Below are 25,664 nucleotides of genomic sequence, written 5' to 3' on the forward strand. Positions count from 1 at the left end.
GGGTTTTAGATTCATTGATCATATCCTGTTAGACATTGATTATCTATACATATTCTAAAAGGTGAATCTTTCATCATAAAACTTTTCTTTGTTTTGATTTAACCTTCATCAAACTAATCCGAAACCACTTATTCTGTTGGAAACTTAACCAAAGAAGAGGTGGTTTTTTGTGTTATTTGAAGACGTATTAGAAGAATATCTATATCATTGCCAAGCAAAAGGTTTTACAGCTAAAACCATGAAAAATAAAAGACAGGAGTACAAGCAACTCAGATTATTCTTACTGGAGAAGAGAGGTATAAATGAATTAGAGAACATCACTGCTCATGATTTAAAATCATATGTCAGATTAAAACAAAAGGATGGTCTTCAACCACAGTCGATTGTTTCAATGTTTAAAATGATAAAGGCATTTTTTAATTGGTGTGTAAAAGAAGGGTACTTGAAAGAAAATATTTCAAAAAATGTTGAGACTCCAAAAGTACCAAAAAAGATATTAAAGGGTTTTACTGAATCAGAAGTACAAGCAATGATAGATGCATTTACTTATAAGAATTATTTTGAAGCACGTAATAAGGCTATCATAGCAATGTTGAGTGATTGCGGTCTTCGGGCAATGGAGATAAGGGGGCTAGAGACAAAGAATTTAAAAGAGACTACTATTCTTGTTAATGGTAAGGGGAATAAAGAAAGATATATTTTTATTAGTCCAGCTTTGAAGAAAATTCTTATTAGGTACGAGAGAATAAAAAAGGAATACTTCAAAGATAAACATTCCTATTCAAAGAGTTATTTTCTATCTTACAAAGGCGATCAGATATCCCATGTCGGTTTAGATAAAGTGATAAAAGAAGCAGGTATAAGAGTAGGAATAGAAGATAAAAGAGTATCACCACATACTTTTAGGCACTTCTTTTCTGTTCAATGTATTTTAAATGGAATAGACATTTACACATTATCTAAATTGCTTGGACACTCGGAAATATCTACAACGCAAAGATATTTACAGTCATTAGAGGATTTCGAACTAATAGAGAAAGCTATGCCATCTAGCCCGCTTATGAACATAGGGAGGGCTAAAAATTGACAATGTCTAGACCCCTTGAAGTAAGATTTGTATCTTGCTTTGATATACGGGGTCTTTGTAGAAATCAAAGTTACATGTGGGGAGTATAATATTGCTATTGTACGCAAATATAAACTAGAAAATGCATGTAACTGAATAGCGTAAAATTCTTTATTAGAACAAAAAGCTTATCGATGAAAATATATCTATTTAAGAAGGCAAGGTTGGAGAGTCTGGGATTTATAGCACAAAAATTCTTTGAAATATGCTTAGAGTATAAGGCTATATTGAAATTAAGATTAATGGTATGGATAATATAACTAAAGAAATGTAAAATAAAAAAGGAACAAATCAGTTCAATTTGAGCTCTTTGTTCCTCTTTCTACGGTTGACATAACTTTATGTAGTTTCTTCTAAAAGAAATTCTAGTATCGTAAGAGTATCAAGAGCATTGAATAATCTTAGGGCATCTATGTCTTTCCACTGCGATGGGATATCTCTGCCATGCAAAACCCAGTTTCGATTAATTAGAAATGGTCTTTCACGCCCATCCTCTTCAAAAGCAGCAAAGCGAAATGCCTGTGTAATGAATACTTGAGCAGAAGCGTAAAAAGCTAAATCAATATTACTTTCAGTTAGTTCTGCTCGAACAGTTTCAAATTGTTTGGGCAGACTTTTCCTTTTCTTTGTTTCATGAGGTTTAAATTTTGGATAAATAAGCTTATGAGAAAGTCCTTCAAGTACAGTAAATAAGCTAGGTATGATGATGACATGATTTCCTTTTTCGAAATTTTCAAAACATTGTTCAAGAATTACCTGCCACTCAGAGAGAAGTTGATGGTTGATAATATTATCTTTCAACAGCAAGTAATTTTTTTCATCAGAATAAAATTCTTTATAATAGTTATCCACTTCAAGTTGACTATCTAATTCAATTACGTCTAAAAGCTCATTAATTCCAATGTTTGTTGGAATTGTCCAGCCTTTTTGTGCCATCGCTTCAGCCATTTCAACCCATTCTCTACCAACACTCTCCCAATCTATCTCAAAGAGTGGTGCTAGAGCTTTAGAGAGTGCTTTACTAAATTTGTAAGCAGCTTTTCCAAGCTGCCCTATGAAATTACTAATAGAAGCTATTTTTTCAGAAAATCTTGAAGATGATTCAAAACCAACTAGGGGGTTAGATACAACGTAGGGAGCGGAAATATTTTCTATATCTTCTGTTACTATTTTTTTATCCACTTCTTTTTTATCCTTTGTCATATTAATTCTCCTCTCAAAAAGCCCAATAATAATACTAAATTTATAAATTGAATTAAAAGAGTTACCAAGTTAATGTGGTAACTCTTTTATAAGTAAAACTATATTGGTCGTACCCACTTTTTTAATAAACCATCGATACTCTCCTAATTTTATTTTAACAAACATTATCGATGAACACTAATCTTTCAGACACGTTAATTAGGGCTTGTCCTCATCGGTAGTTCAGTAAAACGATAAGTAATTTATTACCTCATCATGCACTAAGGTTTAATTTGTATTATAATTTCATTATGACTAATGGGGGTAATGAATCATGGATTTAAGCATACAAATAGGGCAAGTCTTAAACAACGATGAAATAGTTGCAAATTTTAAATGTGCACCACAAGGTGGAATGAGAAGATCACATAGAACCAATTCACTGGTTATAATCTCGGACCATACTAAATCTTTATATGAAGACAAATGGATAGGTGCGAAATTTCATTACACTGGCATGGGGAAAAAGGGTGACCAAGACCTTAACTTTGCACAGAATAAAACTCTTGCTGAATCTAATGAGAACAAAGTCGAAGTGTACTTGTTTGAAGTCTTTAAACCAAAAGAATATATATTTCTTGGACAAGTTTATTTAACGTCTGTACCATATCAAGAAAAGCAGTTTGATGAAGATAACATTATAAGAAATGTTTGGGTGTTTCCATTAAAACTAATGGATTCTAAAAAATTTGTGGTTGATAAGGAGCTTATTGAAGCTAAAGAGGAAATCCAAGGAAAAATAGCTTCTAGATTAAGTGATGAAGAGATTGCAAAAAAAGCTGAATTAATAGATGGTAAGACATCTACAAGAACTGTAACTACCACTACATACGAGCGCAACCAGCTTATTACTGAATATGCTAAGAGATGGGCAAATGGTATTTGTCAGTTATGCGAAAAGCCTGCTCCGTTTAAAAATAAAAAGGGAGAACCATTCCTAGAAACACATCATGTAGATTGGTTAGCTAGAAGTGGAATGGATAGTATCTATAACACTATTGCTCTTTGTCCTAATTGTCACAAAAAAATGCATATAGTAGATAATAATGAAGATGTAAAGAATTTAAAGAAGAAGATAATTGACCATATAAAAAAATAAGTAGAAGGGTAAAGATATATTGAGAGAATTATACTAAAAACTTTTTAGAAAGTGCTGTTTATAAATAACGAGATTTTTATTATAAGGAGAGGTACTTGTGAGTGAAGAACTGAAAGTAAAATTATTAGAAGATATCTTAAAGACAGGGTTTCCATTAGAGATGGAAATCTCTCAAAAATTAAGAAGCAATGGGTGGCGTGTTTCAAATAGTTCATATTATATTGATATGGATGAAAATAAAGGCAGGGAAATCGATATTATTTCTTCTATTCATAAGAATAAAGAGGTTTATAAAGAAATTTATTTAGAGATATTATTCTCTTTAATAGTTGAAATAAAAAAAACAGAAGACAAACCTTGGATATTTTTCACATCCGAAGTTCATGGACCAATAGAGAAATACCTACCAAAAGATTATGTGATGTCGGGTTTTGCTAACAAACCACATGTTATAAATAGATTACTTAGAAAAAATACAGAAAAAGTAAACACTAGGATCGGCAGGAATTTTTATCAAGGGTTTACTAAAAATGGCGGGAGAGATGATATTTACAAAGCGCTTTCTGGTGTTATTAAAGCAACATATCATTTTATGGAGAATAGTTCTGCAAAGGATAATAACAGTGTAGATAGACTGATACATTTTTTTGAACCAGTGGTAGTTATAAAAGGTAAGTTATTTGAAACTTATCTAAAGGAGGATGGTGAACAGGTATTAGAAGAAGTAAATTATATACAAACACAATTCAATTATCTATCACCAAATTACTCTGATGGAACAAGTTCCAACAAAGTAGTGCACGTTATAACTAGTGACTATCTAGAAACATTTGTTATAGAACGTAAAGAATCGTTAAATGCTTTTTTTGAGGATTTAGTTAATAACGATATTCATTAATACAAAATAATTAAAAGCAGATATTTAGTAAGAACAGCAGAGCATTTCAATATAAAGGTGCTGATAATAGTGTATTGATGAAAAATGTAGAGGGACACTTACATTCAATTGTGAGTGTCTTTGTAATTATAAATCACTTAGTATTCAAATATCTAAGAAACGTATCTGAAGAAAATGAGAGTGAGTGGGTGAAGTTTGCTGATCATTATAATATTGAGCCATTACTTAAATTTAATCAGTTAAAGTAACATTAACCATCCAAAGAGAATCATTCAAAAAGAAAAAGGTAAAACGTGTTAATTGGATTACATAAAGGGTATTGAATGGTTCTTAATGGATAAAAAAGGATGTGAATATGTTAAGTTTACTTTTATTGATCTTAGTGACAACACTAAAAGTGTCGCCACCCTCTTAATTAAAAGAGGAAATTTACTAAGATGATAAGAGTAAGCAGCTCTTCATATGAGAGCTTTACCTCAACATGAAACACATCCATCACCGTCCTTATTAAATTATAAAACTAATATATGAATGTTTGTTCATAATTATGCATAATAAACCATTATAACAATGTAATATTAAAAACATTTGATCTGTATTCAATAGTAACCAATGTCAAAACAGAGATGTGAATATGGATACGATTAAAGTCTTGGTTTGGGTAGGACGAGCAAAATCATTACCAATGATGAAACAACAAGTTGTTCTGAAATTGATACGATAAGCTTGCTCTTGGTGTGTTAGTTAAAACTATAAGGGATTGGAAAATAAAATGATAGATAAGGAGGTTTATTATGGAGATGGGGAAAGCGTATTTTTCAGAACCAACTTGTAATGATGTGATTGAATTGCATGAAGTTGTTTTATTCTGTAGGCGAAATAGTGGGACAGAAATTGGCAGACTAGATAAAGTATTTACAGACTGGAATGAAGCAAACAAAGCTTTAAAGAAGTTGATTAATGGTGGGGCTTTTAACTATGGCACAATTAGAACAATCAAACGAGATGGTGAAGTAAGATTTCTAGGTATCTTATTTGAAGATAGAAACGAAAGTGCTTTTTCACCTGTAACGGTACAATCGGTACAAGATGTTATTGCAACGTTAATAGGTAATCGAAATTTAGGAATCATTAAGCCACTAATAAAAGAAGCAAAAAGATTAACAGCAGAAGTTTTAGAGGGGAATTACAATTAATTGTATTTATTGTTACACAAATTTTGGGCTTTAAGTGTGTACAAGAGGAACTGAGTTGTCTGAGGGTGTCTTGTATCGTATTATATTAAATTAAATGGTATGAAAGTACTCTCCATTGAAGTTATACAGTATAGTGAGTCTATGACAAGTCGCGTTCTTTTTACTAATCGAAAAAATAAAAAAGTAACCTACCCCTGCCATCCCAAGCCTGTGTAGGTTACTTTATTAAAGTGCCACCATGTGCAAGTGGTTGACCGCCTTATACGGTCTATACGATTGTGTCACCAAGTTATGGTTAATCCCATAGCTTGTAATAATAATAAACTAAAAGACATTATTTTACAAGTCAGGGAAATAAGCTGAAAATAAGGAACATATCCAATATTTGATGTTGACTTGTTTAATGATGGGTTGTTTTGGATGACGTTGTCTTTATAAAAATAGCAAATCTTACTATTTTTGGATAAGTAAATAAAAATCTTATCTAACTAAATCATATAATTTTACTTGTGTTAAGCTAATAATTAATTTATCCATTGTCAGATTATACTCAATTAATTTATTAGCTAAATAAGCACTTAATGTACTAGAATCTCCATATTTTAATATTTGCAAGCCTTCTCTTAAAATAAACTCTAAAGTATCTGCAATTTCTAAAAAAGAGTTTGGATTAACCAAATGAATTCCTTCGGAAGCGTACTGAGATTCTTGTTGTATTTTACTTTTAGGACAGACCATTAATAAAGTGATATCACTATACTCTGGAAGTGAAAAATTACTTCTCACCCAGTTTTTATGAACAAAGGTTTGCCTAATATCATCTAGTGGGATATAGCCATCAATATTTTCAATGTTTGTTTTGGCTTCAATTGATAACCATTTATTTGATAAATTCCAAATACCATCTGGAACTCCATGACCCTCTGGTTTTTCTGAATAAAAACCAAGAGATGTTCCTAATGATTTAAGAGCTGGTTCAAATAGATTTGATTCTTTTTTATTTAAACCTTCTTTCAACTTACTCCAATCGTTATCGAACTTGTTGTCACGATCACCAAACGATTTAAGATAGCTAGCTATTCTTTCAACCTGCATTTCAAGTTCATCACTGAAAACAGTTTGGTTTTCTTCATCACTTAAAGTTATTTCTCTTTTATCTAACCATAGCTTATTATTTGAAGCGTTTAAGCTCTTTAATAGAAATTTATTAACTTTATCACTGTTATTTTGTAACGTAGCAACAGTTGCAATTAAATAATTCCACCAAGCTCTATAACCCTTTAATTCTGGTGTTCTAGCAAACTCATTTATAACTTTGTCTGCAGACTTATGTGCATTCTCATAATCTTCTTCCCAAAGATAGTAAAGATAATCTATTTCATTTTTAGTTGAGTTATATAGCTTTGTTGAAGCAACTGTTTTCGTAAACTCCTCTTTTTCTTTACTAAGTTTGTTTATTTGTTTCTCTAAATATGTTTCTACACGCTTCCAATCTTCAGTTTGCTTAAGGAAATTACTCAGTGAATCATGCCATGATTTTTTGTCCTTAATATGATCTATTTGTTGAAAGCCAAAGTTTACTTCAGCATCAATTTCAGCAGGTAACAATTTTCTGAATTCATCTTTAAAAAGGTAATCGCCAACATATCTCCCTGTAAATAGAACAACTGCAAAATCAGAATTGCTTCTAGTGCATCTTCCTAGACCCTGTACAATCCTAGTAACTAATTTGCTTTTTAACAACTCGGTTGCATTCAGTCGATCTTGTAAAAACTTTTCTTCAAAGCTGATTGCAACAGGTAGTTCATGCATAATTTGTAGTCTACAGTCATCATCCCTTAAATCGATACCTTCATATCGACCAGCTAAAGTAAGAATTGAATTGTCAGAGGACGTAAAATTACTTAGATTATCTTCAATATCACTATTATCTAGTAATTTTGATGTTGGAACTAACTCGCCAAGTTCATCCTTTACTTTTTTAAGGTCGTGATAAGATGGAGTTAAAACTAAGCTTCTAGGAGTTGCTTCAATTGTTTCTTTAATGATTGTTCTAAGTTCATCTCCCTCAAAATGGTCCTCTGGGAAAAGAATCAATCTTCTTCCAGAAACTTTATTTGAAGTTCGAGGAAACTTTCTTATGTAGTGTATATCTTGTACACCAATCATTCTTTCCAATTCACCAGAATCACCAAGTGTAGCAGACATATAAATCCTCTCATCAGCGTTAATAAAGGCTGGGTGTTTTTTATTTGGTGGGATAATTGGTTTAAGTACAATGTTAGAATGTGACACAAATATCTGGCATGATTGTAAGTGTGTTCTAAGTAAACTCCATGAATAGTAGTGAGGTGTATCGTCAGTTTTTGAATCAAGAAGGCTTCTAATGTCATTTAGCTTTTTATGCCATTGAGGGAAAGATATTATATCAATCCCATCGTGTAACGGGTCATATGTTCCATGAACAATCTTATCTTTAATATGAGGAGCAATACTATCTCCTAGTGTTGCTATTAATGAATTGAATATATTTTCATCATTTATTCTATTGATTTTTATAGACCAAAAATCATCAATAGCATATTCAGTTGCATGGGCATCATCAAAAATAATTAGGTTAGCATCATCAAACTTAGGTCTAATATTAAAAATGTGACTGTAAGTAGTTACACATATTGCATCCGATCTTTGATATTTACCTAAATCTCCAGAGGAAAATTCGCTGGATTTTCCAGTTAAAAGAACTGATTCAATTCCATATGACTGAAGCAATTTATTTGTCTGTGCGGCTAATTGTCTAGTTGCACAAGTGTAAACAACTCTCCAATCCTTATTTATTCTATTGTATTCTCCAATTAGTCCACCAACTAATGTTTTTCCATGTCCAGCTGGCATCTCAATTGCAAAGTCGGTTTTGTTTGTCCTCTCATCTTCATACTCTTTGAGAGATTCACCTTGTTGATGTGATAGTCTATCTAATTTTACAACCTTGTTAAATAAATCAATCGTACTTGTGTAATTACTACTTTCTTCATCGGGTATAAAAAAACTCATAATTAATAACTCCTTTCATTTAATAAGGATAATTATACCAGTTTATTTGACGACATTGGAAAATAATAAGACTATTATACTGAATTTTATTGTTGTTCTAATATCTAGAGTGGTACATTCTTGAGCTGGCATTTATATACTCCTAGACTTAGAGTCTGTAATAGAATTTGCGAGCGAAAGGATAAAACTGTAAATAAAATGAAGATTTTATCAATACTTTTGATTTGGAAAAAATATTTTTATTTTATAGTTTCTTATTTGTTTTGTTACTAAAACCTTCAAGTATATAAAAAACACAGGTCAAATTTGATTGGACAAAAAAAACAAAAGCTATTAAAGTAGTTATAGAGCGGGACAAAAACAAACAAAAACATTAGAGCTTATTAAAGCTAATTGTCAAACCACTAGTCAATGTGGCGAATCTAGACATTTAGCTTTTTTGAATTGGGAACGTACACGCTTAAAACATGGAGGTGGAAGGATAGGAGAAAAAGGAGTTGGGATTTTTGAAAGATATAATTGATGTAAAGGACTTTCTTAACGATCTACATGGTAAAACAGAAAGTAAATTTAGGTGTATAAAGGAAAAAAGAGTTAAAGATATAAAAGGATATTATAGTTTTAATGTCCATGAAAAATTGAAGAGTTTTAACAACGAGGGATACGAGGTCTATTTTTTAGTTAACGAGGGAGGATATACTAGTAGAGAAATCACAAAATACAATTCTTTATTTGTTGACTTAGATTGTGGAAGAGACATTGAAGGTAACTATCATCATATAGATTTCGTAGGTCAATACAAGGAATTTAAACGGTATGAACTACATGACTTTGATTATCAACCAAGTTATATTATCGAAACAAGAAATGGTTTACACGCATACTGGTTGCTAGAAGATGGTGTGAACTTTGAACAGTTTAATGAGTGCGAAAAGAGATTAATTGATTACTTTGATGCTGATAAAATAGTCTGCAAGTCAAATAATCTATTACGTGTGCCAAGTTATTTATGGATGAAAGACTCTGAAAATCCATTCGAGATTAAGATACTTGAATCAGAAGGTACAAGATACAAAATTCAAGACGTAATAGATGCATTACCAGAGTTAGCAGGACGAGAAAAAAGTCCCACTGATAAGAAATGTACAATATTTATTAAGGGGACAAAAACCACCTTCGGTGCTAATGCAGATAACATAAATCTAATAATTAACAAAGATATTGAAGCGTTAAAGGATTTATTGAATCCAGTACCTATTGAATTTGAGACACATGACGAGGTTTATGATCATCTAAAAAAACAAGATTTGTATGAATTTCTTAGTTTAAGTAGAAACAACTTTAAATGTATATTTCATAATGATAAGAATCCAAGTGCGGGAATCTTAAGAAATGATCGGAATGGACATCATATCTATAATTGTTTAAGCACTTCTTGTGATGTCAGCTATAACATAATCCAAGTTGTTGAAGAATTAACTGGAATGGATAAACGATCATCACTGAATTTTTTAAGGGCTGTTTACAAAGTTGATTATAAAGATAGGGAATGGAAGAAACAGAGAATATCCTATTTAGGAAATAATGAGAAGTTGTTATCTTCAAATGACTTAGAGAAAGAGCATAAAAAACTAAATCAATTTGTTAGAAGATACCTTCAAACCCTTTTGGTTTTTCATAGTATCTGTTCTAAAAACACCTTAACAAAAAAATATACGGATTGTGATGGTAACCCTGTATTCTTTGCTAGTAACAGCCATTTGGCAGCAGAGTTAAAAAAAGATATTAAGACAGTTACACAACAAGTAAATATATTGGCTTACTTAGGATTGATTCGAAAATTGCCAAAAAAGGAAATACCAAAGGATATGCTGCAGAAGTCAATTGACTATGCAAAAAGCAAAGGTCAACCAAGAATAATTAATTACTTTTCAATCCCAATCTATGATGAAACACTAATCAATTTTGCTTCTCAGAAGGCGAGGGAGTATAAACAACATGGCTTCAGTGTAAAAGGCTTTGGAAGGGAGATGATATATAGGGTATTAGGTGAAGCAGAAGCTGATCGTGTTTATCCACAAGCAAAAGGTAAACATTTGTCAGAGACAAGTATGAATAATGCAATCGATACAGAAAAAATCATAATGTCATTAATAGAAGAAAAGTATTGGATAACAGAAAAAGAGATAGTTAATGAATTAGATGAAAAGTTTGGTAAACAAAACTACCATCATAATATGTTGAAAAGAACATTACCAGAGATTATTGAAAAATATGCATTAGAGAAACGAAGGCTTAATAATGAAACTAAAGCTCGTTTGGGTATTACTACTAAGGGTTACCCATATATAATCATTAAAGAAGAATAAAACTAGGTATTTATATACAATGAGGAGTGATTAAAACGTAAAAATTCAAGTTAACAACCACTTGAATTTTAGTAAGTGGATTTCTGGATTAGTAATTGTTGCTGAACAGAGGTTGTAATGAGAAATAAAATAACATAAACAGCTACTAATCGAGAAGAGTCCAAACAATAAATATATTACCCTCCTCATTCAAAATCAATTGAATGAAAGGAGATGTTTCAAATATGAAACGCAGTAAAGAAGTAAAGCTAGTAGGAGATAAATTACTCAATAAATCTTGTGAAAAAGCAATAGAGAGAAGTAAGTCTCAAACAGGAAACTATAAAAATGTAAAATGTTCATTTAAGAGTGCTAAGAAGTTTAGAGAGTCTCTTAAAAAAGATGAAAAATTTATGTATATGTGGTATGACTATACAAAGACTTATTTGGAAAATGGCAAGGAACTGGCATACAGACCAGTAATTGATAGGATTAATGAAAAAGGTAATTACTAGTTATATAATGTTCAACCTTTATCATATAGTGAAAATTCTATAAAGGCTCGTGCTAAGAAAATTTTAATATTGAGTTACAGTAAAAGCTTTAAACTTAAATATGAAGTGGTTTATGGAATAGAGAAAACAAGAATGAAGTTAGGTTTAAATAAGGTACAATTTAATAAAAGAAAAAACACAAATAATCATAAAGAGTATTATGTGTTTGTCGATGTTCGTTCACAAGGTTCATTAAATGTAGATTTTGTTAATAAAAGCAATTTAATTGAAAAGTATATGTTTGCTAATTTAACAATGATGATAAATGATGCTATTAAGGTGAGGTTTTAAGAGAAGTTACATGATGAAATATCAAGCGGTCAATTTGATCGCTTTTTCTTATAATTAATGATATGGCAAGATCATTGCCAGTTCTATATAATTAAGCATTTGTTTTGATTTGCAACTAGCTCTTCTAGTTGCAGTGTGTTATATTTTGAACTCCTAATTAATATGCTTCCATGAGTGCCCTCGTCTAATGTCACTTATCGTACTTCTCAAAGTATTGTATTTTTCAGCAATCTCTTTATTACTAAGCCCTTGTTCTATCAATCGTTTTATAGAAATCACATTTTGTTTAGTTAGTCTTTTACGTCTCCGATGAATCTTTATTTCTTCACCAACATTTCTCCAAATTATATTATTTTTGATACTGCTTATTGTTCTGTAATTAACGGTAAATTTTTCCGCTAAATCTTTCACTTTATATCCCATATTTAGTAATCGCTTTATTTCAATTACGTCTTTAAATGGATCAAGGTTATTCTTAAAATTAAGCTTTATAGTATCTATTTGAGGTTCTACATATGTGAAAGTTCTACCTTTCCTTATTGACGCAACTGTATCGTAGTTAACACTAAGAGCTTGTGAAATGTACAAAATTCCTTTGCCTTCATTTAACATTTGTTTAATATTACTCGCTGCTTCTTCTGATATTGAAGCATATACTCCTCTTTTGGCTAAACTGTTTTTACTCTTGGAGTCATTTGAGTGTCTTACACCTAATGTACTTCCAGCAGTTGGAGAAATGTTGTATCCAGTGTCACGTAAGTAACATTTCTTTTTGTCTAACCAATATTGTTCACGTAAAAGTAACTCATTAATATTAGAGACAAGTTCTAATACTTCAAAGCAGAAGCTTTTACTGCCATTACAATTCCAAGAATTTTGAAGATATTGATTATCATGGTTGTTGTTGCTAAGCATTCTAAAGTGGTCTTTGCACCTTCTGTATAGGTCTTGTGCTGAACCAATATACACCTTATTACTCGAAATTTGTTTTATTTGATAGATACCAGATGTGTGCTTATAGTCTCTTGTAAGAAGTTCCATTCATTGCTCCTTTTTGTATTAATAATTGTTTACATATAAAGAGTATATTTATACATAATATTCAGAAAACTAATACTGAATTAAATACGTCTACGTTAATAAAATTCAGATATAAGTATCTCCCTTTTTAAAGTATGAGAAAACAAGATGATGTCATGGATACACCAAAAAATTTTGCTGTCATAGAGAATGAGATACAAATTCAGATAACAGAAATTATCTGAACAAACTTTAGGTTAGAGGGAGGGGGTAAGTTTACAGGAGTATAGAGAATTGATGATATAAACTAACATGTAATACACCCTTCTAGACAAGGAGACCTCATTTCCAGCGAGCGATTTAGGAAACAATAAATAAACGGTGATAGGTGTTATTTAATATCTCTTTTAAGATACTGTGGATTGTATTCTTCAACTAACGTAAGCAGGTTAGCTAAAGAAGGAGTAAATGTATTTAGAATAGAATTATATGTTTAATAAAGGAAAAGGGCGTGGGGATTTTGTTTTATAGAAGGAAGTTTTACATAGTGAAAAATGAATTTGTTGATATTTTTAATGCTCATTTTAATGAAACTAACTTACCTAATCAAATTAAAAATGGTGCACGATTAATAGGAAGATGGATGACACCTAATAATGATACAACCACTGAGATTTTTGCTATTTGGGAGTATGACAGTTATGAGAAGTACAAAGAAATTGAAGAGAAAGTCAGAGGTAACAGTGAACACGTTAGTCGAATAAATAAATGGTATGATAAAAATGGCGGTAGGGATTTTGTGTATAAAGAATATATTTTGGAAGTGAAAAATGAACAGTTAGAGTCAACTTTAATAAGGAATGTATCCACTAATCCTTAATTGAATTAACGGGTCTTGAGTTGAATTGTAGGGTTGCTGCGGCAGCCTTTTTCCTCTTGAACTAACGGTACAGGCTAAATAAAGGCAGGAGATAAAATTGAAACGAGGAATCAGCTTTGAAATCCCCAATAAATACGGAAGTTTTCTTGGGGAAGTATTACAGCCCTTAGAAATTACTGAATTCATTTGGCTCAGTGGGGGTGAGGAATCATATTTAGTGGAAGATGATGAATTAAGGAAACCACTTTTCACAGATGAGATTAACTGGATGGATGGCTTACTCCTTAAAGAACTTTTAGAAGATAATAAGTATTATCTCATTTTTGTGGATTTAAAAGCCTACTCAAAAGGAAAGAATCCAGCATATATTGAGACGTATAAGGATTTTTTAAATAGCGATTGTGAGCTAATTTTATTAGTCGTTGACTCTGTTTATGTCACAATTTATTGTAAGGACAGTGAAAAACTCGAAGCATTTTATGATAATGTAAAGAAGAAAGGTTTTGATAATCTCCAATACATAACTGACAAAAATGACACAAGAATAAAGTTTTCGGTATAGTAACAGATGATTACAACTAATACATTCTGTTCAACTTACGGGTGCAATGCTTCAATAACGGAGGATTGCTTTTTCTTATACAAGTAACGAAGCAGTTGAGTTGAAGAAGTTATAATAGATTTAGCTAATATTTGAAAAGGAGAATAGTAATGTTTTAACTAAACATATAAATAAGGAGGTAATAAAATGAGCCGCCTATATCTATTTGGAATCTTATTTCTATTTTTTGTACCACTATCTGGGTGTTCGTCTAATTCTCATACTGTTGACTCTAACGAGGGCAATGAGCTAATAAATGAAAATTCAATTAATGAAAATTCTGCAAGGACTACTGAACTTTCCGAAAAAGAAAACGTAGAAGAAATCGCTGAAGCTACACTTGAAGAAAGACAAGAAAAGAATATTGGTAATAACTCCCTCTCAACACCTCAACAAGATAGTGTTTCACAAGAAGAAATGGAACTTTTAAAGGAAACGTTGAGGACATACATATTTGATGAGTATATGGGTAGCTCTGATTATGTTTATGCAAAGGGAGTTAATTGGACTGAGAATTTTTATGATAATCTAATTGCTGAAGAGATTTGGAATGTTATAGAGGAATATAAGGAAATGAATAACGGTGAAGAAGGGACATTGTTTGATCAAGCTAGTTACCTTTCTGTGAATGCACCCATAAAAGATAATTGGGAAGAACTATTTTTAGAAAACTGGAATAAAAGCCCTTACGCTGATGATAACGAAATAGAAACTATGATTGATAAAGGTGATTCAGTGTGGATTTATACTGATACTTTGCCTTATACAGGTGAAAAAGACAATTATCCTTTCATAACATTATTTAAGAGAACCGGTTTTTGGCACGGATAAAAAATACGTTTTATATTAATTAATAAATGTATAAAAGTAACGGGTAGCTTTTGTTTAATAATACCATAGAAAGGTATGGTATTATTTTCTTATTCTTAAATACTAACATTATTGTCAATGAGAGCAAAAAAAATTAATTGAGCTTCAGGTGTTCTTTTACAGCACCATTATATTGGTGACGTGTATTACAGAGATTTTGCTCTTTACTTTTATTTTCTCTTGGTAGACTTGAAAAAAGATGTCGATTCTTCTTAGCATAATTATGTTTCTCAAAAACTCCTGCAAGAAGATTATCTAAATAAGGAAGTCTTTCAAAGATTGCGTTTACAATTCTGGTTTGAAGTTTTGGATTATGTTGATAAAGAAATTGAGATATTTCAAGAGTAATACGTTTAGCTTCTTTTTGGTCCACATATTGAAATTTTTGACGATAAGAAGGGATTGCATTAATTAAATGGATTTGTTCTTCGTTGCTCCAATGTTTATTCACTGAACTACCTCCCAACAAAAATCTATATAAGTATCTAGGGATATCGTTTATTCCCTTCCATTTTAACCTTATTTATACCTATATGGAGAAAATTTCAAAAAATGCCTACGAAAGTCTTAAGAATAATAGTAAAATAGTCTATGTAATATATAGAAATATATATAGGGGGGATACAAATGAAAAGATTTACAATTTTATTGGTCTTATTGTCACTATTTTCATTTCAAAACATTGCAGAAGCTCATTCTGGGCGAACTGACAGTTCTGGAGGACATAACTGTAGCGATAAATCAAAAGCAAAAGGGCTATGTACTGGCTATCATAAACATAATGGTGGGAGTGACTCATCATCATCAAGTAGCAGTTCTTCCTCAGGTACATCTGCAACCACTCAATCTTGGGATAAAGATTGCTCTGATTTTAGTTCATATGAAGAAGTAGTCGAGTATTGGAACTCAAAGGGGTATAGCAAGACTAACGATCCTGAGAAATTAGATGGTTGGGGAAATGCTGTTGATGATGGAATACCTTGTGAAGCTCCAAGTGGATATGACACTTCAAAGATTAATGGTAGTGAAGCACAATTAGCTAAAGTAACTGCTGAAAAAGATAGTGCAAAAGGTGAAAGTGAGGGCTATACAGTTGGATTAAATGATGGTTCAAATGGAAAAGGAGAAAATTTAAACATTACTGGCTCAGAAGCTTATGTAGAGAGCTATAAAGATAGTTATCAAAAAGGATACGAAGAAGGTTTACAGAAGTTTGAATCGGAAAAGAAGAAGGCTAATGAAGCTGGACTAGCATTAGGAAGTAAGCAAGATAAGCTTGTAGTTCCAGAAGTCTATCAGAAAAAGGAACAACTAAGAACAGCTTTTGAAGAAGGATTCAACAAAGGCGTTGCAACTAGAGATGAAGCCAAAAAGAAAGAGTTTGAAGATAAAGGATACAAGAATGGTCTTGAAGATAAGCATGATGAACCAAAAGATGTAAAGGAAATTTATATTGATGCATACACAGTTGGTTATAAAAAGGGGCAAGCAGAATTAAAGGAAAAATATATAAAAGAAGGATATGATGGAGCATTAACAATGCTTGAGTATAAAGCTCCAGACTATGAGAATGAAAAATATATTGAATGGTATAAAGAAGGTTTTGAATCCAACAAAGAGATTAAAAGTATTCAAGAAGCTGCATACAATCAAGGGTTAAGTGGCGAAAAATATAGTGTTCCAAAAACATATACAAAGTCAGAGGTTATATATAAACATTATTACGATCAGGGATATGAAGACTATGAAACAGAGAAAAAAGAAGATACTGCAACAACTGCTGGTGGATTAGGTGTTATTATTCTTGGATGGCTAGCTCGTCGTTTTTATGTAGCTAAAAAAATGGTTGGGTAAGGAGGTTTAGAAGAATGGGAGTCTATAGATCAATTTGTTATAAGGTAGAAGATGCTTTCATAAAATTAATTACAAAAAAGCAAGAGCCTGAGCAGGTAACACAAAAGGTAGAAAATTATAGGAAGCAAAAAGAAGAAGAAAAAGCACGTAAGAAAAAAGAAAATGCAGAGAAAATGGAAGAGCTAAAAAAGCAACAATCTGAGAACAGAGCAGAGAATGAAAGAATTAGACAAGAGAAGGAAGCTAAAGAAAAACAAGAAGTTCTTTCCTTGTTATCAAAGGTAGTAGATGTAGATAACATGAATTACACTCAATATGAGTTTAATGAAGTAAAGAAAAACAAACAATTCTTTAACGCATTGTATGAAAGAGTGTTTGAGTCAAATGAGAAGGGACTTACTTTTCTTTTTTGTGAATATGACAAATCAAGCAAGAAAGAAATTAAAGGCTATTTGATTGTTACCAACAAGAGAGTATTGTTCTTAACAAGGGATTTAAATCAAATGGAAAAATTTCGCTACCAAACAATCATCAATATTAATTGGTTCAAAGATGGACTACTTGAAAGAGGTCTTCGCATTCAATATGGAAAGAGAAAATTAGAGTTTGATGAGATATTTGATGTAGATCAAATGAAGCGGGTAGGAGATTTAATCTTAAATTTATCCAGTAAAAAGTAAGATAAAACTATAGGATACTTCGGTTAGAAGTATCTCTTTTTGTATTGATAAGTTATTAAATCTTTAATCTTTAATGCATTTTCAAACTAGAAAGGAGGAATATGTAGTTGAATTGGAAATATAAGAATTTATTGATTTTTGTACTTATAAGTTTATTACCTCTATTGTTAATCGCATGTGGAACATCCACTAGTGAACAAAGCAACACAGAATTGAACGGTACAGTAGATAAAAAAGAGTTAAATGAAGAAGAGCAAATTGATTACATAGAACAAGAGATAAGTGTTGAAACAGCTTTAGGGAACGTTAAATCTGTAATTGAAAGTGAAGCACCTACAGATTTCAACTCAATTGAACATAAAGCAATTTATTTTACAGGTGATAGATTACCAGAAGTCATAGCTTTGTATCGTCCTATTACAGCTTCCGAGGTCGATTCTACAATCAATTTAATACGAGTGTATCAATATAATGAAGACGAAAAAAAATGGAACTCTATATATAAGGAATCTTTAGAGAATAGAGTACAAGTAACTATTAGTGAACCTATAAAATTTACACAGGATTCTCGTGAACAAGTGATAATTGGAGCTCAAGAGGGAAGCGGAGCTTATTTTTCCTATTTACTACTTGGTAGTAAGGAGAACAAAATCGTAACAGCATGGCTAGATTCATTTAAGAATAGTGACTTACCAGTATATTTTCAAGGTAAATATGAATTATTTGAAAACAAGTATTTAGTTTTTTATGAGTCAGACCGAGTTGCTGACGTATATGTATGGGAAAACCAAGAATTAGGAAAAGTCGATCCCACATCAATTCCAGAGCTAACTTCTACTACGACTTTCAAAGAAGTAAAAGATATTAATGATATTGTTATAAGTTACAAAATAAATGAAAACGAAGAGATAGAAGCTAATTACTCACATCAAGAAACAGTATTTGGAAAGGTTGGTCAAAAGATTAGTATTGTAAGAGAAGAGTCTAATACATCAGATGTGAATACAAGAATTTTATACTCTGCTCAAAATGATCCATATTCAGTAGATGCAACTACAGGGGAGATTCTTGCATCAGACATTATCACTGTGACTATTATTCCAAATGGTTATGATTGGGACAAGGCATTTGGGGTATATATAAACGCACTTGATGAATCAATAATAAGTCCAGAGATAGATGAGTACATACCAGCAGAGGAAGACACATATAACAGTGATGATTTTATTAAAGGCTTTGTCGGAGATGTAGATTGTACAGATTTTGCATCACAGGCTGAAGCACAAGCTTTTTTTGATGCGGAAGGACCTAGTGATCCTCATGACTTGGATAGGGACAGTGATGGATTAGCTTGTGAATCAAATTAAGCATTAACAAAGAAAAAGTAGTGTTCTTGCATTGTAGCTGTATAGGTTATTGGTTTCTGCAATTTGTGTATCATTTAAAAGCAAATAAAATTTGAATTTTATCTAGATATCATTTGGAATTTTTTGTTACTATTTAACTTTATTAATAAACACACACTAAGGGGTGGGGAATTTTGGCTATTCATCAAGAACCAATTAACAATATATATTCACTCATTTTATATATATTGTTATATAGAAATAAACACTGTTAAACATTTCAAGCTAGTATGTTAGATTATAAGAGTTTTGTTACTATTTGTAAATTTAATATGAAAGGGATACGAATCTTGAAGACAGTTATAAATCATATAGAGAAAAAATTACCTTGGGGGATAATTGGGGGACTATTAGGGATTATTGGTTTAATTGTAGGGATTTATTATGCAGTCTATTACGAAAAAAAAGCCGAGGTTAGCTTTCAGATAGTGAGTGAATCAGATATATTAGATGTACGGAAGCCATTAAAGGAACTAGACATCTATTTCGAGGGAGAAGATATACAAAAAGATAATCTTAACCTAAAGGTTATTAAATTCAAAGTTGTCAATACAGGACAAGTCGATATTCTGCAAAACTTCTATGATGTAAACGAAGATTGGGGATTCAAAATAAGTAGTGGTAAGATTATTGAGATTAGACCCACTAAAACAAATTCAGCTTATCTTGAAAAAAATATTAAACCAGTTCAAGTTTATACTGATTTCATTAAATTAAAAAAAATAATATTAGAGAAAGAAAAGTATGTTACATTCGAAATTCTAGTTCTGCATGATAAAAATTCCCCTCCGCATATAGTTCCAGTTGGTAAAATTGCAGGCATTGATAAGATTGTTATAACAGACTCCATTGATGAAAAGGAAAAGACGTCTTTTTGGAGCGACTTATTTTATGGGAAGTTACACATGCATATAATTAGAGCACTTATATATTTTATTGTATTGTTATTTTTACTTATAAGTATAATATCAGTAATAACATTATTCTCTAGTATTAGTGATAAGTTGAGGAGTAAGAAAAGAAGAAGGAAACTTGAAAGAATGACGCTACCTTCAGGTAATGATGATTCAAGTTTAGAATTAATTTATAACGCATATATAGATGGTAGATTCGACTTTCTTAAGAAACTAAATAATACCTTAAAATCTAACACTGACATAACCAAAAGAATTGAAAGAATGAAATTGTTAAAAAAACACAAAGAAGAACTTGGGATACTTGCTTACGTAGCACCAGAGGAAAATATGAGTGAGCATAAAATAGGTATTCAAAGGTATCCAATTGATTTTGAATATTGGAATGAACAGGAGTATCTGTTAAGGAGAGAAAGGTTAATAGAGTATCGAATGGGTATTCAAGAACTTGATAATGTAATCAGTGAGCTTGTTAAAAATGAAAAAATAATTATTCAGGAACAAAAAGCAATAGTTGATGATGAGTTCCAAAATGTATTAAATATGATTATTGCAGTAATTTCTTAATTAATACAGTGTAAATATAGTCAGAATATAAAGTTTTTAACTAACGGTTGATTTAAGCTTAAAAGGACTGCAACAACAAGTCCTTTTTTGAGCGATTAAAGAGTGTTGAAAGTCAAATCATTAAAAAGTTGGGATTATCTTTCTTAAATTTATTATGAATATACCGATATAAAAGGCAATAGGTCAAATATTGTTAGGAGTATAAGTATGTTCACCAAATTTTTTAAAAAGAACAAAGTAAAGAAGACATTTGATACCAAAAAAACTACACCACAATCAAATCAAGTACAAAATATAAATAAGGTAAAACCAACAAGAATCGGAGACATTGGAGAGTATAAGATTAATATACAACTAGATCAAATACCAAAAGATTGTAGATATCTTTCCGATATACTAGTACCAAATTCAAAATCAAAGTCGGGCTATAGTCAAATAGACCATGTTGTTTTAACGCCATATGCAGTTTTTGTTATTGAGACAAAGAATTATCAAGGAACAATATATGGAGGTAAAGATAGAAAGACATGGTCTGTGAATGGGAAATTTAATATGCTTAATCCGTTCCATCAGAACTATGGTCATATCTCAGCATTAAAAGCTATCGTCCCAATAGAAAATACAAACATTGTATCAATGGTATCCTTCACTAAACGGTGTACATTTAAAGTTGATTTAGAGTTAAGGAAAATCCAATCAAAGAACTTAATTGTTTATGATATTGAATTGTTTGAGTTCATAAATAGGAAGTTGAATGTGCTGAAGCTTCAGAATGGGTCACCAGTGTATTCTGAAAATGATATAGTACAAATGTACCAGAAGGTAGAACGAGCTAATATACGCGATTCTGAGGTTAGAGAACGTCATGTGCGACTGCTTAAATCAAATGCTACTAAAGAGACTTCTAATGGTGTTCAAAAGAAGACATCTTTAGACAAATGCAAAGTATGTGGTACAGTTGTTCCTTTAAAAGTTAAGGAATATTGTCTGTCTAACAATAAGAGGTTCAAAGGTGAAATATACTGTTTCGAACATCAAAAAATAGTTGTTAATAAGGGATAAAGGGGGAGAACTACTAAGCACTTACTAATATATTAGAAAGTGCTTAGTAAAAATTATTACAATCTTGATAAAAAAGAAATGGAAACTTAATACAGTTGGATTTTAACGATATTCAACTCCGCCTGCCCAAAGCTCTCTACCACCTGTATGTCCAGTATTATGATGAGTTTCTTCATTTACAAGTTGTAGGATTCCAGGGGATTCATTATGATGCCATGTATAGCCTTCTGGAGTGTTACCTTGAGATAATTGCTCAATATCAGTTTTGTCTAGGTCCAATTCATTAGCAAGACTAGGATTTGTTTGTATTTCTTCATATAATTCATTATTTGCATATGAAAAATGTACTGAATCACTTTGTAGATACATGTTTTCGGGTAAAGTAATTTCATAGGCAGTTTCAAAAACTGGGAAAGCACTAGTTTTAATTTCTCCATTAGGCAACTCAACAGTCTTTGTTTCAAATGGTACTCCTGTCTCTGGATGTACATCTCCCGACAAATGATCATTTCTTGTATCCAATTCTTCAGCATCAACAACATCTGCACCATCTACAAAATCAACTACACCAATTGCTAACGTTGATACAACGGCAACTTTTCCTATATTCTTAACACCTTGTAAAGCTTGTTCGCTGTCACCAGATTTTAATCCTTGATAAGTTGTCCCAGCACTCTTTACTGTGTATTCGATAGTGTTACCCAGTCCTTTTAGAGTTCTTCCAGTAGAGTCCTTAAGGTCACCAAAACCTTCTTGTTTAGCTAAATCATCTTGTTTTATTAAACCGTATGTACCTTTAACTGCTCCGTCTACAAATTGCCCTGCATTATCAAGAGCAATAGTTGATGCTTGTTTAATACCATCTCCAACTTCTTCAACCCATTTAGAGCCTACAGTTTTTCCAACTACTTTTACACCACCACCTATAATACCTCCACCTATAGTACCAATTCCCTTACCTATCGCCCGAAAAAAAGCCATGTTAATATTCCCCTTTACAATATTATTATCAAAATAGAAAAAACGCCCTAAAAGGGCGTTGAAATCTATAAAAGATGCAACTGGCTGGTATACCTTAACAGATTAGCCCTTAAGTTTTGCTTCCCAATTTTTCAAATGGTTTGCCAATATTTCAACTTTTTAGTATTTATTACCTATGATTATAATACTATAAAATTCTAGTTGTTCAATATAGTTTATATAAAAGTTTTATATACTAAAAGATTACTCTATAAAAATTGTTAGAATTACCATCTATTAAATCTTTCGTCCTAGTGCTTTTTCTTCTGTATGGTAATATATTTGTAGAGGGTTTTACATAAAATAGGAGGTTTTTCCATTGAGATGGCATTATATTTTATATCTTTTTATTTTTACATTTCTTTTTACATTAATAACTCCAGCTGAAGCACATAATGGCGGTAGAGATGAGCTTGGTGGTCACTTTAGAAGAGCAGACTGTATGTACCTGTTACATAGCCCAACTCCTTTAGCGGAGTCAGCAAAGAATAAACAAGAGCTTATTCAATTGATTAAACAAAATAACACAAATTCAACATGTACATCTGGTTTAAATGAATCGAAACTTGACCTTGAAGGATATACAATTTCTAGTGAAGGTACTTCAAAACAGTCGACACAAGAAGTAAGAGATGACCAACCTAAACCCAATGCCACTACTACTTCAAAAACTGCAACTCCATTGGCGATGGGAAAAAAATATCCAGCTACGCTAGATAAATGTACAGATGGAGATACAGCAAATTTTAATGTGAACGGTCAAATCTATAAAACCCGATTTCTCTATATCGATACACCAGAGAGCACCATTGAACAAGAACCTTTTGGGATAGAAGCATCAGATTTTACATGTAACTTTTTAAAGCAGGGTAAGATAACACTTGAAACAGATGGTGGAGAGATTTTTGACAAGTATGATAGATTGCTTGCTTGGGTATTTGTAAATGATCAGTTACATCAAGAAGCAATAACTAAAGCGGGATTAGTAGAAGATTTCTACGACTATGGTGATTATAAATACGAGGATAGAATAATCTCAGCAATGGACTACGCAACTAGTAATTATGTTGGGATGTATTCTCAAAATAAACCTAAAGAAGAAGTTGAGCCAGTACAAAAGGAAGAACAATAACAAAAAGAAACTGTAAATGAACAAGAAAATCAAGTAACAGAAGATAAGAATGTTGTAGCGAAAAAAACAGATAATAGTCAAGATAACAATGAGACAGATAAAGAGAATTCTGTAGAAGAAGTAAAAGCTGGTAAATCTGATAATGATGAACAGCTATCAAGTGAAGAGATTGAGGGAACGGAAGAAGTAACAGAGATAAGTGGTGGTCTTGCAATTTTCATATTAGTTGTAGTTGTCTTATTTTATATGTTACCTATGATTAAAGCCAAGCTAGGTGTTAGACCTTTAATTGTTCATAAGCTAAGATCAAAGAGACTGTGGGTCAATATTTTACTTGGAATATTATTCATTGGTGCTTGGTTTATTACTATGATCTTTGTTCTAATAGAATTGGTACACCTAATTGTAGGTAGAAAACAAAAAAAAGAGTTCTCTTAGTGAGAGCTCTTTAAAAATGTTTTGAAATTTTCGTAATGGGGGACTTATGTTGAACGATGAATATAAATTTGAAATATTGAGAGTAGTGGCTCTAAGGTTAAAGAATTCTCAAGCTATATTTGAGCGACGTCCTAAAGAAAATAAATACAGGGTAAGAATACCAGTAAATAAACAAGATGGATATCTAATTGACTTTTCTACTAAAGTTCCAGATGGAGTAAGAATTTGTTATGTGTTAGATATAGATGAGAAAAATTCAGAACGAAGAGCAGGTCTTGAACTGGATATGAAAGAGAATGAAGAATTTATTACTCGACTTTTTGATGCACAAGTTTTTAGAAAAAAAGATGATGCTAAAGTTTGTGCAGATGGTCTAATGAAGTGGATAAAGATAGGTAGTCATAGACGTATGGGATTTTATCAGTTTGTTAGATTTCATGAGTTTGGAGACTATTCTATAGATACTTTATCTAATGAAATTGTTTCCAATGTAGAGATTTTTATGGGAAATGTTACTAAGTATCTTTCGAGGAATTCATTCAGCGAAGAATTAATTGCTAAAAAAACAGATGGGCAAATGGAAACTTTACCTGTACTTGAGCCAGTTAATCGTTCAAGTGAGTTTAATTCATACAAAGAACAAATTAGAGATAGTGTAATTTATGAATATTTATTTAAATCAAGAAGCCATAGATGGATAGATGCAAACATAATTGGTCTTGACTCAGATGAGAGCAGAGGTTACCAAACTATGGGGATTTTACATCACATTGGTTTGAAAAATGAGCACAAAGGTTTATTTCAAGACTATAGTTTAGAAGCTGCTATTAATGTATTGGAAATGCAATCCAGTGAATTTAGCTTAGTTTTAGAATCATTGAAAAGGTTTCAAGGAATTGAAAGTACAATAGCTAGTTTTAATGAACAGATTAAAGAAGATATTGATTCAGAACTTGCAGAGGAAGATCAATACGATAAAGAGGGTGCAGTAAAGGAATACTTTGGCAAACGCTATGAACGAAGTATAGAAAATAGAAGGAAAGCCATTGAATTACATGGGTTTAGTTGTGTGGTTTGTGATTTTAATTTTGAAGAAACCTATGGTGAGCGGGGAAAAGATTTCATTGAAGTACATCATGTTAAACCATTAAGTACAATTAAAGGAGAAGTTGAGGTAAATCCAGTAACTGATCTAGTTCCAGTTTGCTCTAATTGTCATCGAATGATTCATAGAAAAAAAGACCAAGTGTTGACAATAGATGAATTGAAAGGAATATTAAATCTGTAAACTGATTATTAACACTAACTGGAATTTATACAAATAATTTACAAATGGTTAATGGTTCATCAAAACTCTTATGGTTAAATAGTCTTAGGATTATTTACATAAGAGTTTTTTGTTTCAAATATTA

At 31.5% G+C, this 25,664-nt stretch carries 22 protein-coding genes and 1 riboswitch; of the genes, 17 read left to right on the plus strand and 5 right to left on the minus strand.

What is annotated here, in order from left to right; all coding sequences use genetic code 11:
* Positions 1-169 precede the first annotated feature (169 nt).
* Positions 170-1,087 (plus strand): tyrosine-type recombinase/integrase, encoded by a 918-nt coding sequence (locus tag HUW50_RS20345; protein WP_185653159.1) that lies wholly within the window; start codon positions 170-172, stop codon positions 1,085-1,087.
* A gap of 378 nt (positions 1,088-1,465) precedes the next feature.
* Here the strand turns inward: HUW50_RS20345 and HUW50_RS20350 are convergent, their stop codons facing one another.
* Entirely contained in the window at positions 1,466-2,329 is an 864-nt protein-coding gene (locus HUW50_RS20350; protein WP_185653160.1) for a hypothetical protein, read from the minus strand.
* 313 nt (positions 2,330-2,642) lie between these two features.
* Here HUW50_RS20350 and HUW50_RS20355 point away from each other — a divergent pair, with 313 nt between their 5' ends.
* From HUW50_RS20355 to HUW50_RS20365, 3 genes are all read left to right on the plus strand, one after another.
* Entirely contained in the window at positions 2,643-3,467 is an 825-nt protein-coding gene (locus HUW50_RS20355) for an HNH endonuclease (protein ID WP_260445551.1), read from the plus strand.
* A 97-nt stretch (positions 3,468-3,564) separates the two neighbouring features.
* Positions 3,565-4,365, plus strand: a complete 801-nt coding sequence (locus HUW50_RS20360; protein WP_185653161.1) for a hypothetical protein — start codon at positions 3,565-3,567, stop codon at positions 4,363-4,365.
* 794 nt (positions 4,366-5,159) lie between these two features.
* A complete protein-coding gene (locus HUW50_RS20365; RefSeq protein ID WP_185653162.1) occupies positions 5,160-5,561 on the plus strand; it encodes a hypothetical protein in 402 nt (133 codons plus the stop codon).
* Between the two features lie 480 nt (positions 5,562-6,041).
* Here HUW50_RS20365 and HUW50_RS20370 read toward each other — a convergent pair whose 3' ends face one another.
* Positions 6,042-8,615, minus strand: a complete 2,574-nt coding sequence (locus HUW50_RS20370) for a helicase C-terminal domain-containing protein (protein ID WP_185653163.1) — start codon at positions 8,613-8,615, stop codon at positions 6,042-6,044.
* Between the two features lie 506 nt (positions 8,616-9,121).
* Between HUW50_RS20370 and HUW50_RS20375 the strand changes: the two genes are divergently transcribed.
* The 3 genes from HUW50_RS20375 to HUW50_RS20385 all read left to right on the plus strand — a co-directional run bounded on the left by HUW50_RS20375 (position 9,122) and on the right by HUW50_RS20385 (position 11,808).
* Positions 9,122-10,984, plus strand: coding sequence for a hypothetical protein (locus tag HUW50_RS20375; RefSeq protein WP_185653164.1), 1,863 nt, complete (start codon positions 9,122-9,124; stop codon positions 10,982-10,984).
* Positions 10,985-11,208: 224 nt separating this feature from the next.
* Complete coding sequence (locus HUW50_RS20380; protein ID WP_185653165.1) at positions 11,209-11,478, plus strand: hypothetical protein; 270 nt, start codon at positions 11,209-11,211, stop codon at positions 11,476-11,478.
* Between the two features lie 132 nt (positions 11,479-11,610).
* Complete coding sequence (locus tag HUW50_RS20385; RefSeq protein WP_185653166.1) at positions 11,611-11,808, plus strand: hypothetical protein; 198 nt, start codon at positions 11,611-11,613, stop codon at positions 11,806-11,808.
* A gap of 153 nt (positions 11,809-11,961) precedes the next feature.
* Here the strand turns inward: HUW50_RS20385 and HUW50_RS20390 are convergent, their stop codons facing one another.
* Positions 11,962-12,849: a GIY-YIG nuclease family protein gene (locus tag HUW50_RS20390; protein WP_185653167.1), complete on the minus strand. Its 888-nt coding sequence runs from the start codon at positions 12,847-12,849 to the stop codon at positions 11,962-11,964.
* Positions 12,850-13,348: 499 nt separating this feature from the next.
* Here HUW50_RS20390 and HUW50_RS20395 point away from each other — a divergent pair, with 499 nt between their 5' ends.
* The 3 genes from HUW50_RS20395 (at position 13,349) to HUW50_RS20405 (ending at position 15,140) form a co-directional block, all read left to right on the plus strand.
* Positions 13,349-13,708, plus strand: coding sequence for an NIPSNAP family protein (locus tag HUW50_RS20395; RefSeq protein WP_185653168.1), 360 nt, complete (start codon positions 13,349-13,351; stop codon positions 13,706-13,708).
* 97 nt (positions 13,709-13,805) lie between these two features.
* Entirely contained in the window at positions 13,806-14,270 is a 465-nt protein-coding gene (locus HUW50_RS20400) for a DUF2691 family protein (RefSeq protein WP_185653169.1), read from the plus strand.
* Between the two features lie 186 nt (positions 14,271-14,456).
* A complete protein-coding gene (locus tag HUW50_RS20405) occupies positions 14,457-15,140 on the plus strand; it encodes a hypothetical protein (RefSeq protein WP_185653170.1) in 684 nt (227 codons plus the stop codon).
* Between the two features lie 133 nt (positions 15,141-15,273).
* Here HUW50_RS20405 and HUW50_RS20410 read toward each other — a convergent pair whose 3' ends face one another.
* Positions 15,274-15,630, minus strand: coding sequence for a hypothetical protein (locus tag HUW50_RS20410; RefSeq protein WP_185653171.1), 357 nt, complete (start codon positions 15,628-15,630; stop codon positions 15,274-15,276).
* Between the two features lie 176 nt (positions 15,631-15,806).
* Here HUW50_RS20410 and HUW50_RS20415 point away from each other — a divergent pair, with 176 nt between their 5' ends.
* From HUW50_RS20415 to HUW50_RS20435, 5 genes are all read left to right on the plus strand, one after another.
* Positions 15,807-17,033: a YHYH domain-containing protein gene (locus HUW50_RS20415; RefSeq protein WP_185653172.1), complete on the plus strand. Its 1,227-nt coding sequence runs from the start codon at positions 15,807-15,809 to the stop codon at positions 17,031-17,033.
* 14 nt (positions 17,034-17,047) lie between these two features.
* Positions 17,048-17,713: a PH domain-containing protein gene (locus HUW50_RS20420; RefSeq protein WP_185653173.1), complete on the plus strand. Its 666-nt coding sequence runs from the start codon at positions 17,048-17,050 to the stop codon at positions 17,711-17,713.
* Positions 17,714-17,820: 107 nt separating this feature from the next.
* Entirely contained in the window at positions 17,821-19,080 is a 1,260-nt protein-coding gene (locus HUW50_RS27165) for an excalibur calcium-binding domain-containing protein (RefSeq protein WP_260445552.1), read from the plus strand.
* Positions 19,081-19,409: 329 nt separating this feature from the next.
* Entirely contained in the window at positions 19,410-20,600 is a 1,191-nt protein-coding gene (locus tag HUW50_RS20430; protein ID WP_185653174.1) for a hypothetical protein, read from the plus strand.
* Positions 20,601-20,807: 207 nt separating this feature from the next.
* A complete protein-coding gene (locus HUW50_RS20435) occupies positions 20,808-21,662 on the plus strand; it encodes a nuclease-related domain-containing protein (RefSeq protein ID WP_185653175.1) in 855 nt (284 codons plus the stop codon).
* Positions 21,663-21,764: 102 nt separating this feature from the next.
* Here HUW50_RS20435 and HUW50_RS20440 read toward each other — a convergent pair whose 3' ends face one another.
* Positions 21,765-22,643 carry an HNH endonuclease gene (locus HUW50_RS20440; protein WP_185653176.1) on the minus strand — a complete coding sequence of 293 codons (879 nt, stop codon included), beginning with the start codon at positions 22,641-22,643 and terminating at the stop codon, positions 21,765-21,767.
* 72 nt (positions 22,644-22,715) lie between these two features.
* Positions 22,716-22,798: riboswitch (cyclic di-GMP riboswitch) on the minus strand.
* 203 nt (positions 22,799-23,001) lie between these two features.
* Between HUW50_RS20440 and HUW50_RS20445 the strand changes: the two genes are divergently transcribed.
* Entirely contained in the window at positions 23,002-23,814 is an 813-nt protein-coding gene (locus HUW50_RS20445; RefSeq protein WP_260445553.1) for a thermonuclease family protein, read from the plus strand.
* A gap of 484 nt (positions 23,815-24,298) precedes the next feature.
* Positions 24,299-25,540, plus strand: coding sequence for an HNH endonuclease (locus HUW50_RS20450; protein ID WP_260445554.1), 1,242 nt, complete (start codon positions 24,299-24,301; stop codon positions 25,538-25,540).
* Positions 25,541-25,664 lie beyond the last annotated feature (124 nt).

This window comes from Metabacillus sp. KUDC1714 (assembly GCF_014217835.1).
Classification (GTDB): domain Bacteria; phylum Bacillota; class Bacilli; order Bacillales; family Bacillaceae; genus Metabacillus; species Metabacillus rhizosphaerae.

What these genes read in the sequence shown, in the direction of transcription:
- HUW50_RS20350 (WP_185653160.1), bottom strand. Translation starts at nt 2,329, where the DNA reads ATGACAAAGGATAAAAAAGAAGTGGATAAAAAAATAGTAACAGAAGAT.
- HUW50_RS20355 (WP_260445551.1), top strand. Translation starts at nt 2,643, where the DNA reads ATGGATTTAAGCATACAAATAGGGCAAGTCTTAAACAACGATGAAATA.
- HUW50_RS20365 (WP_185653162.1), top strand. Translation starts at nt 5,160, where the DNA reads ATGGAGATGGGGAAAGCGTATTTTTCAGAACCAACTTGTAATGATGTG.
- HUW50_RS20370 (WP_185653163.1), bottom strand. Translation starts at nt 8,615, where the DNA reads ATGAGTTTTTTTATACCCGATGAAGAAAGTAGTAATTACACAAGTACG.
- HUW50_RS20380 (WP_185653165.1), top strand. Translation starts at nt 11,209, where the DNA reads ATGAAACGCAGTAAAGAAGTAAAGCTAGTAGGAGATAAATTACTCAAT.
- HUW50_RS20385 (WP_185653166.1), top strand. Translation starts at nt 11,611, where the DNA reads ATGAAGTTAGGTTTAAATAAGGTACAATTTAATAAAAGAAAAAACACA.
- HUW50_RS20390 (WP_185653167.1), bottom strand. Translation starts at nt 12,849, where the DNA reads ATGGAACTTCTTACAAGAGACTATAAGCACACATCTGGTATCTATCAA.
- HUW50_RS20405 (WP_185653170.1), top strand. Translation starts at nt 14,457, where the DNA reads ATGAGCCGCCTATATCTATTTGGAATCTTATTTCTATTTTTTGTACCA.
- HUW50_RS20415 (WP_185653172.1), top strand. Translation starts at nt 15,807, where the DNA reads ATGAAAAGATTTACAATTTTATTGGTCTTATTGTCACTATTTTCATTT.
- HUW50_RS20420 (WP_185653173.1), top strand. Translation starts at nt 17,048, where the DNA reads ATGGGAGTCTATAGATCAATTTGTTATAAGGTAGAAGATGCTTTCATA.
- HUW50_RS20435 (WP_185653175.1), top strand. Translation starts at nt 20,808, where the DNA reads ATGTTCACCAAATTTTTTAAAAAGAACAAAGTAAAGAAGACATTTGAT.
- HUW50_RS20440 (WP_185653176.1), bottom strand. Translation starts at nt 22,643, where the DNA reads ATGGCTTTTTTTCGGGCGATAGGTAAGGGAATTGGTACTATAGGTGGA.
- HUW50_RS20450 (WP_260445554.1), top strand. Translation starts at nt 24,299, where the DNA reads ATGTTGAACGATGAATATAAATTTGAAATATTGAGAGTAGTGGCTCTA.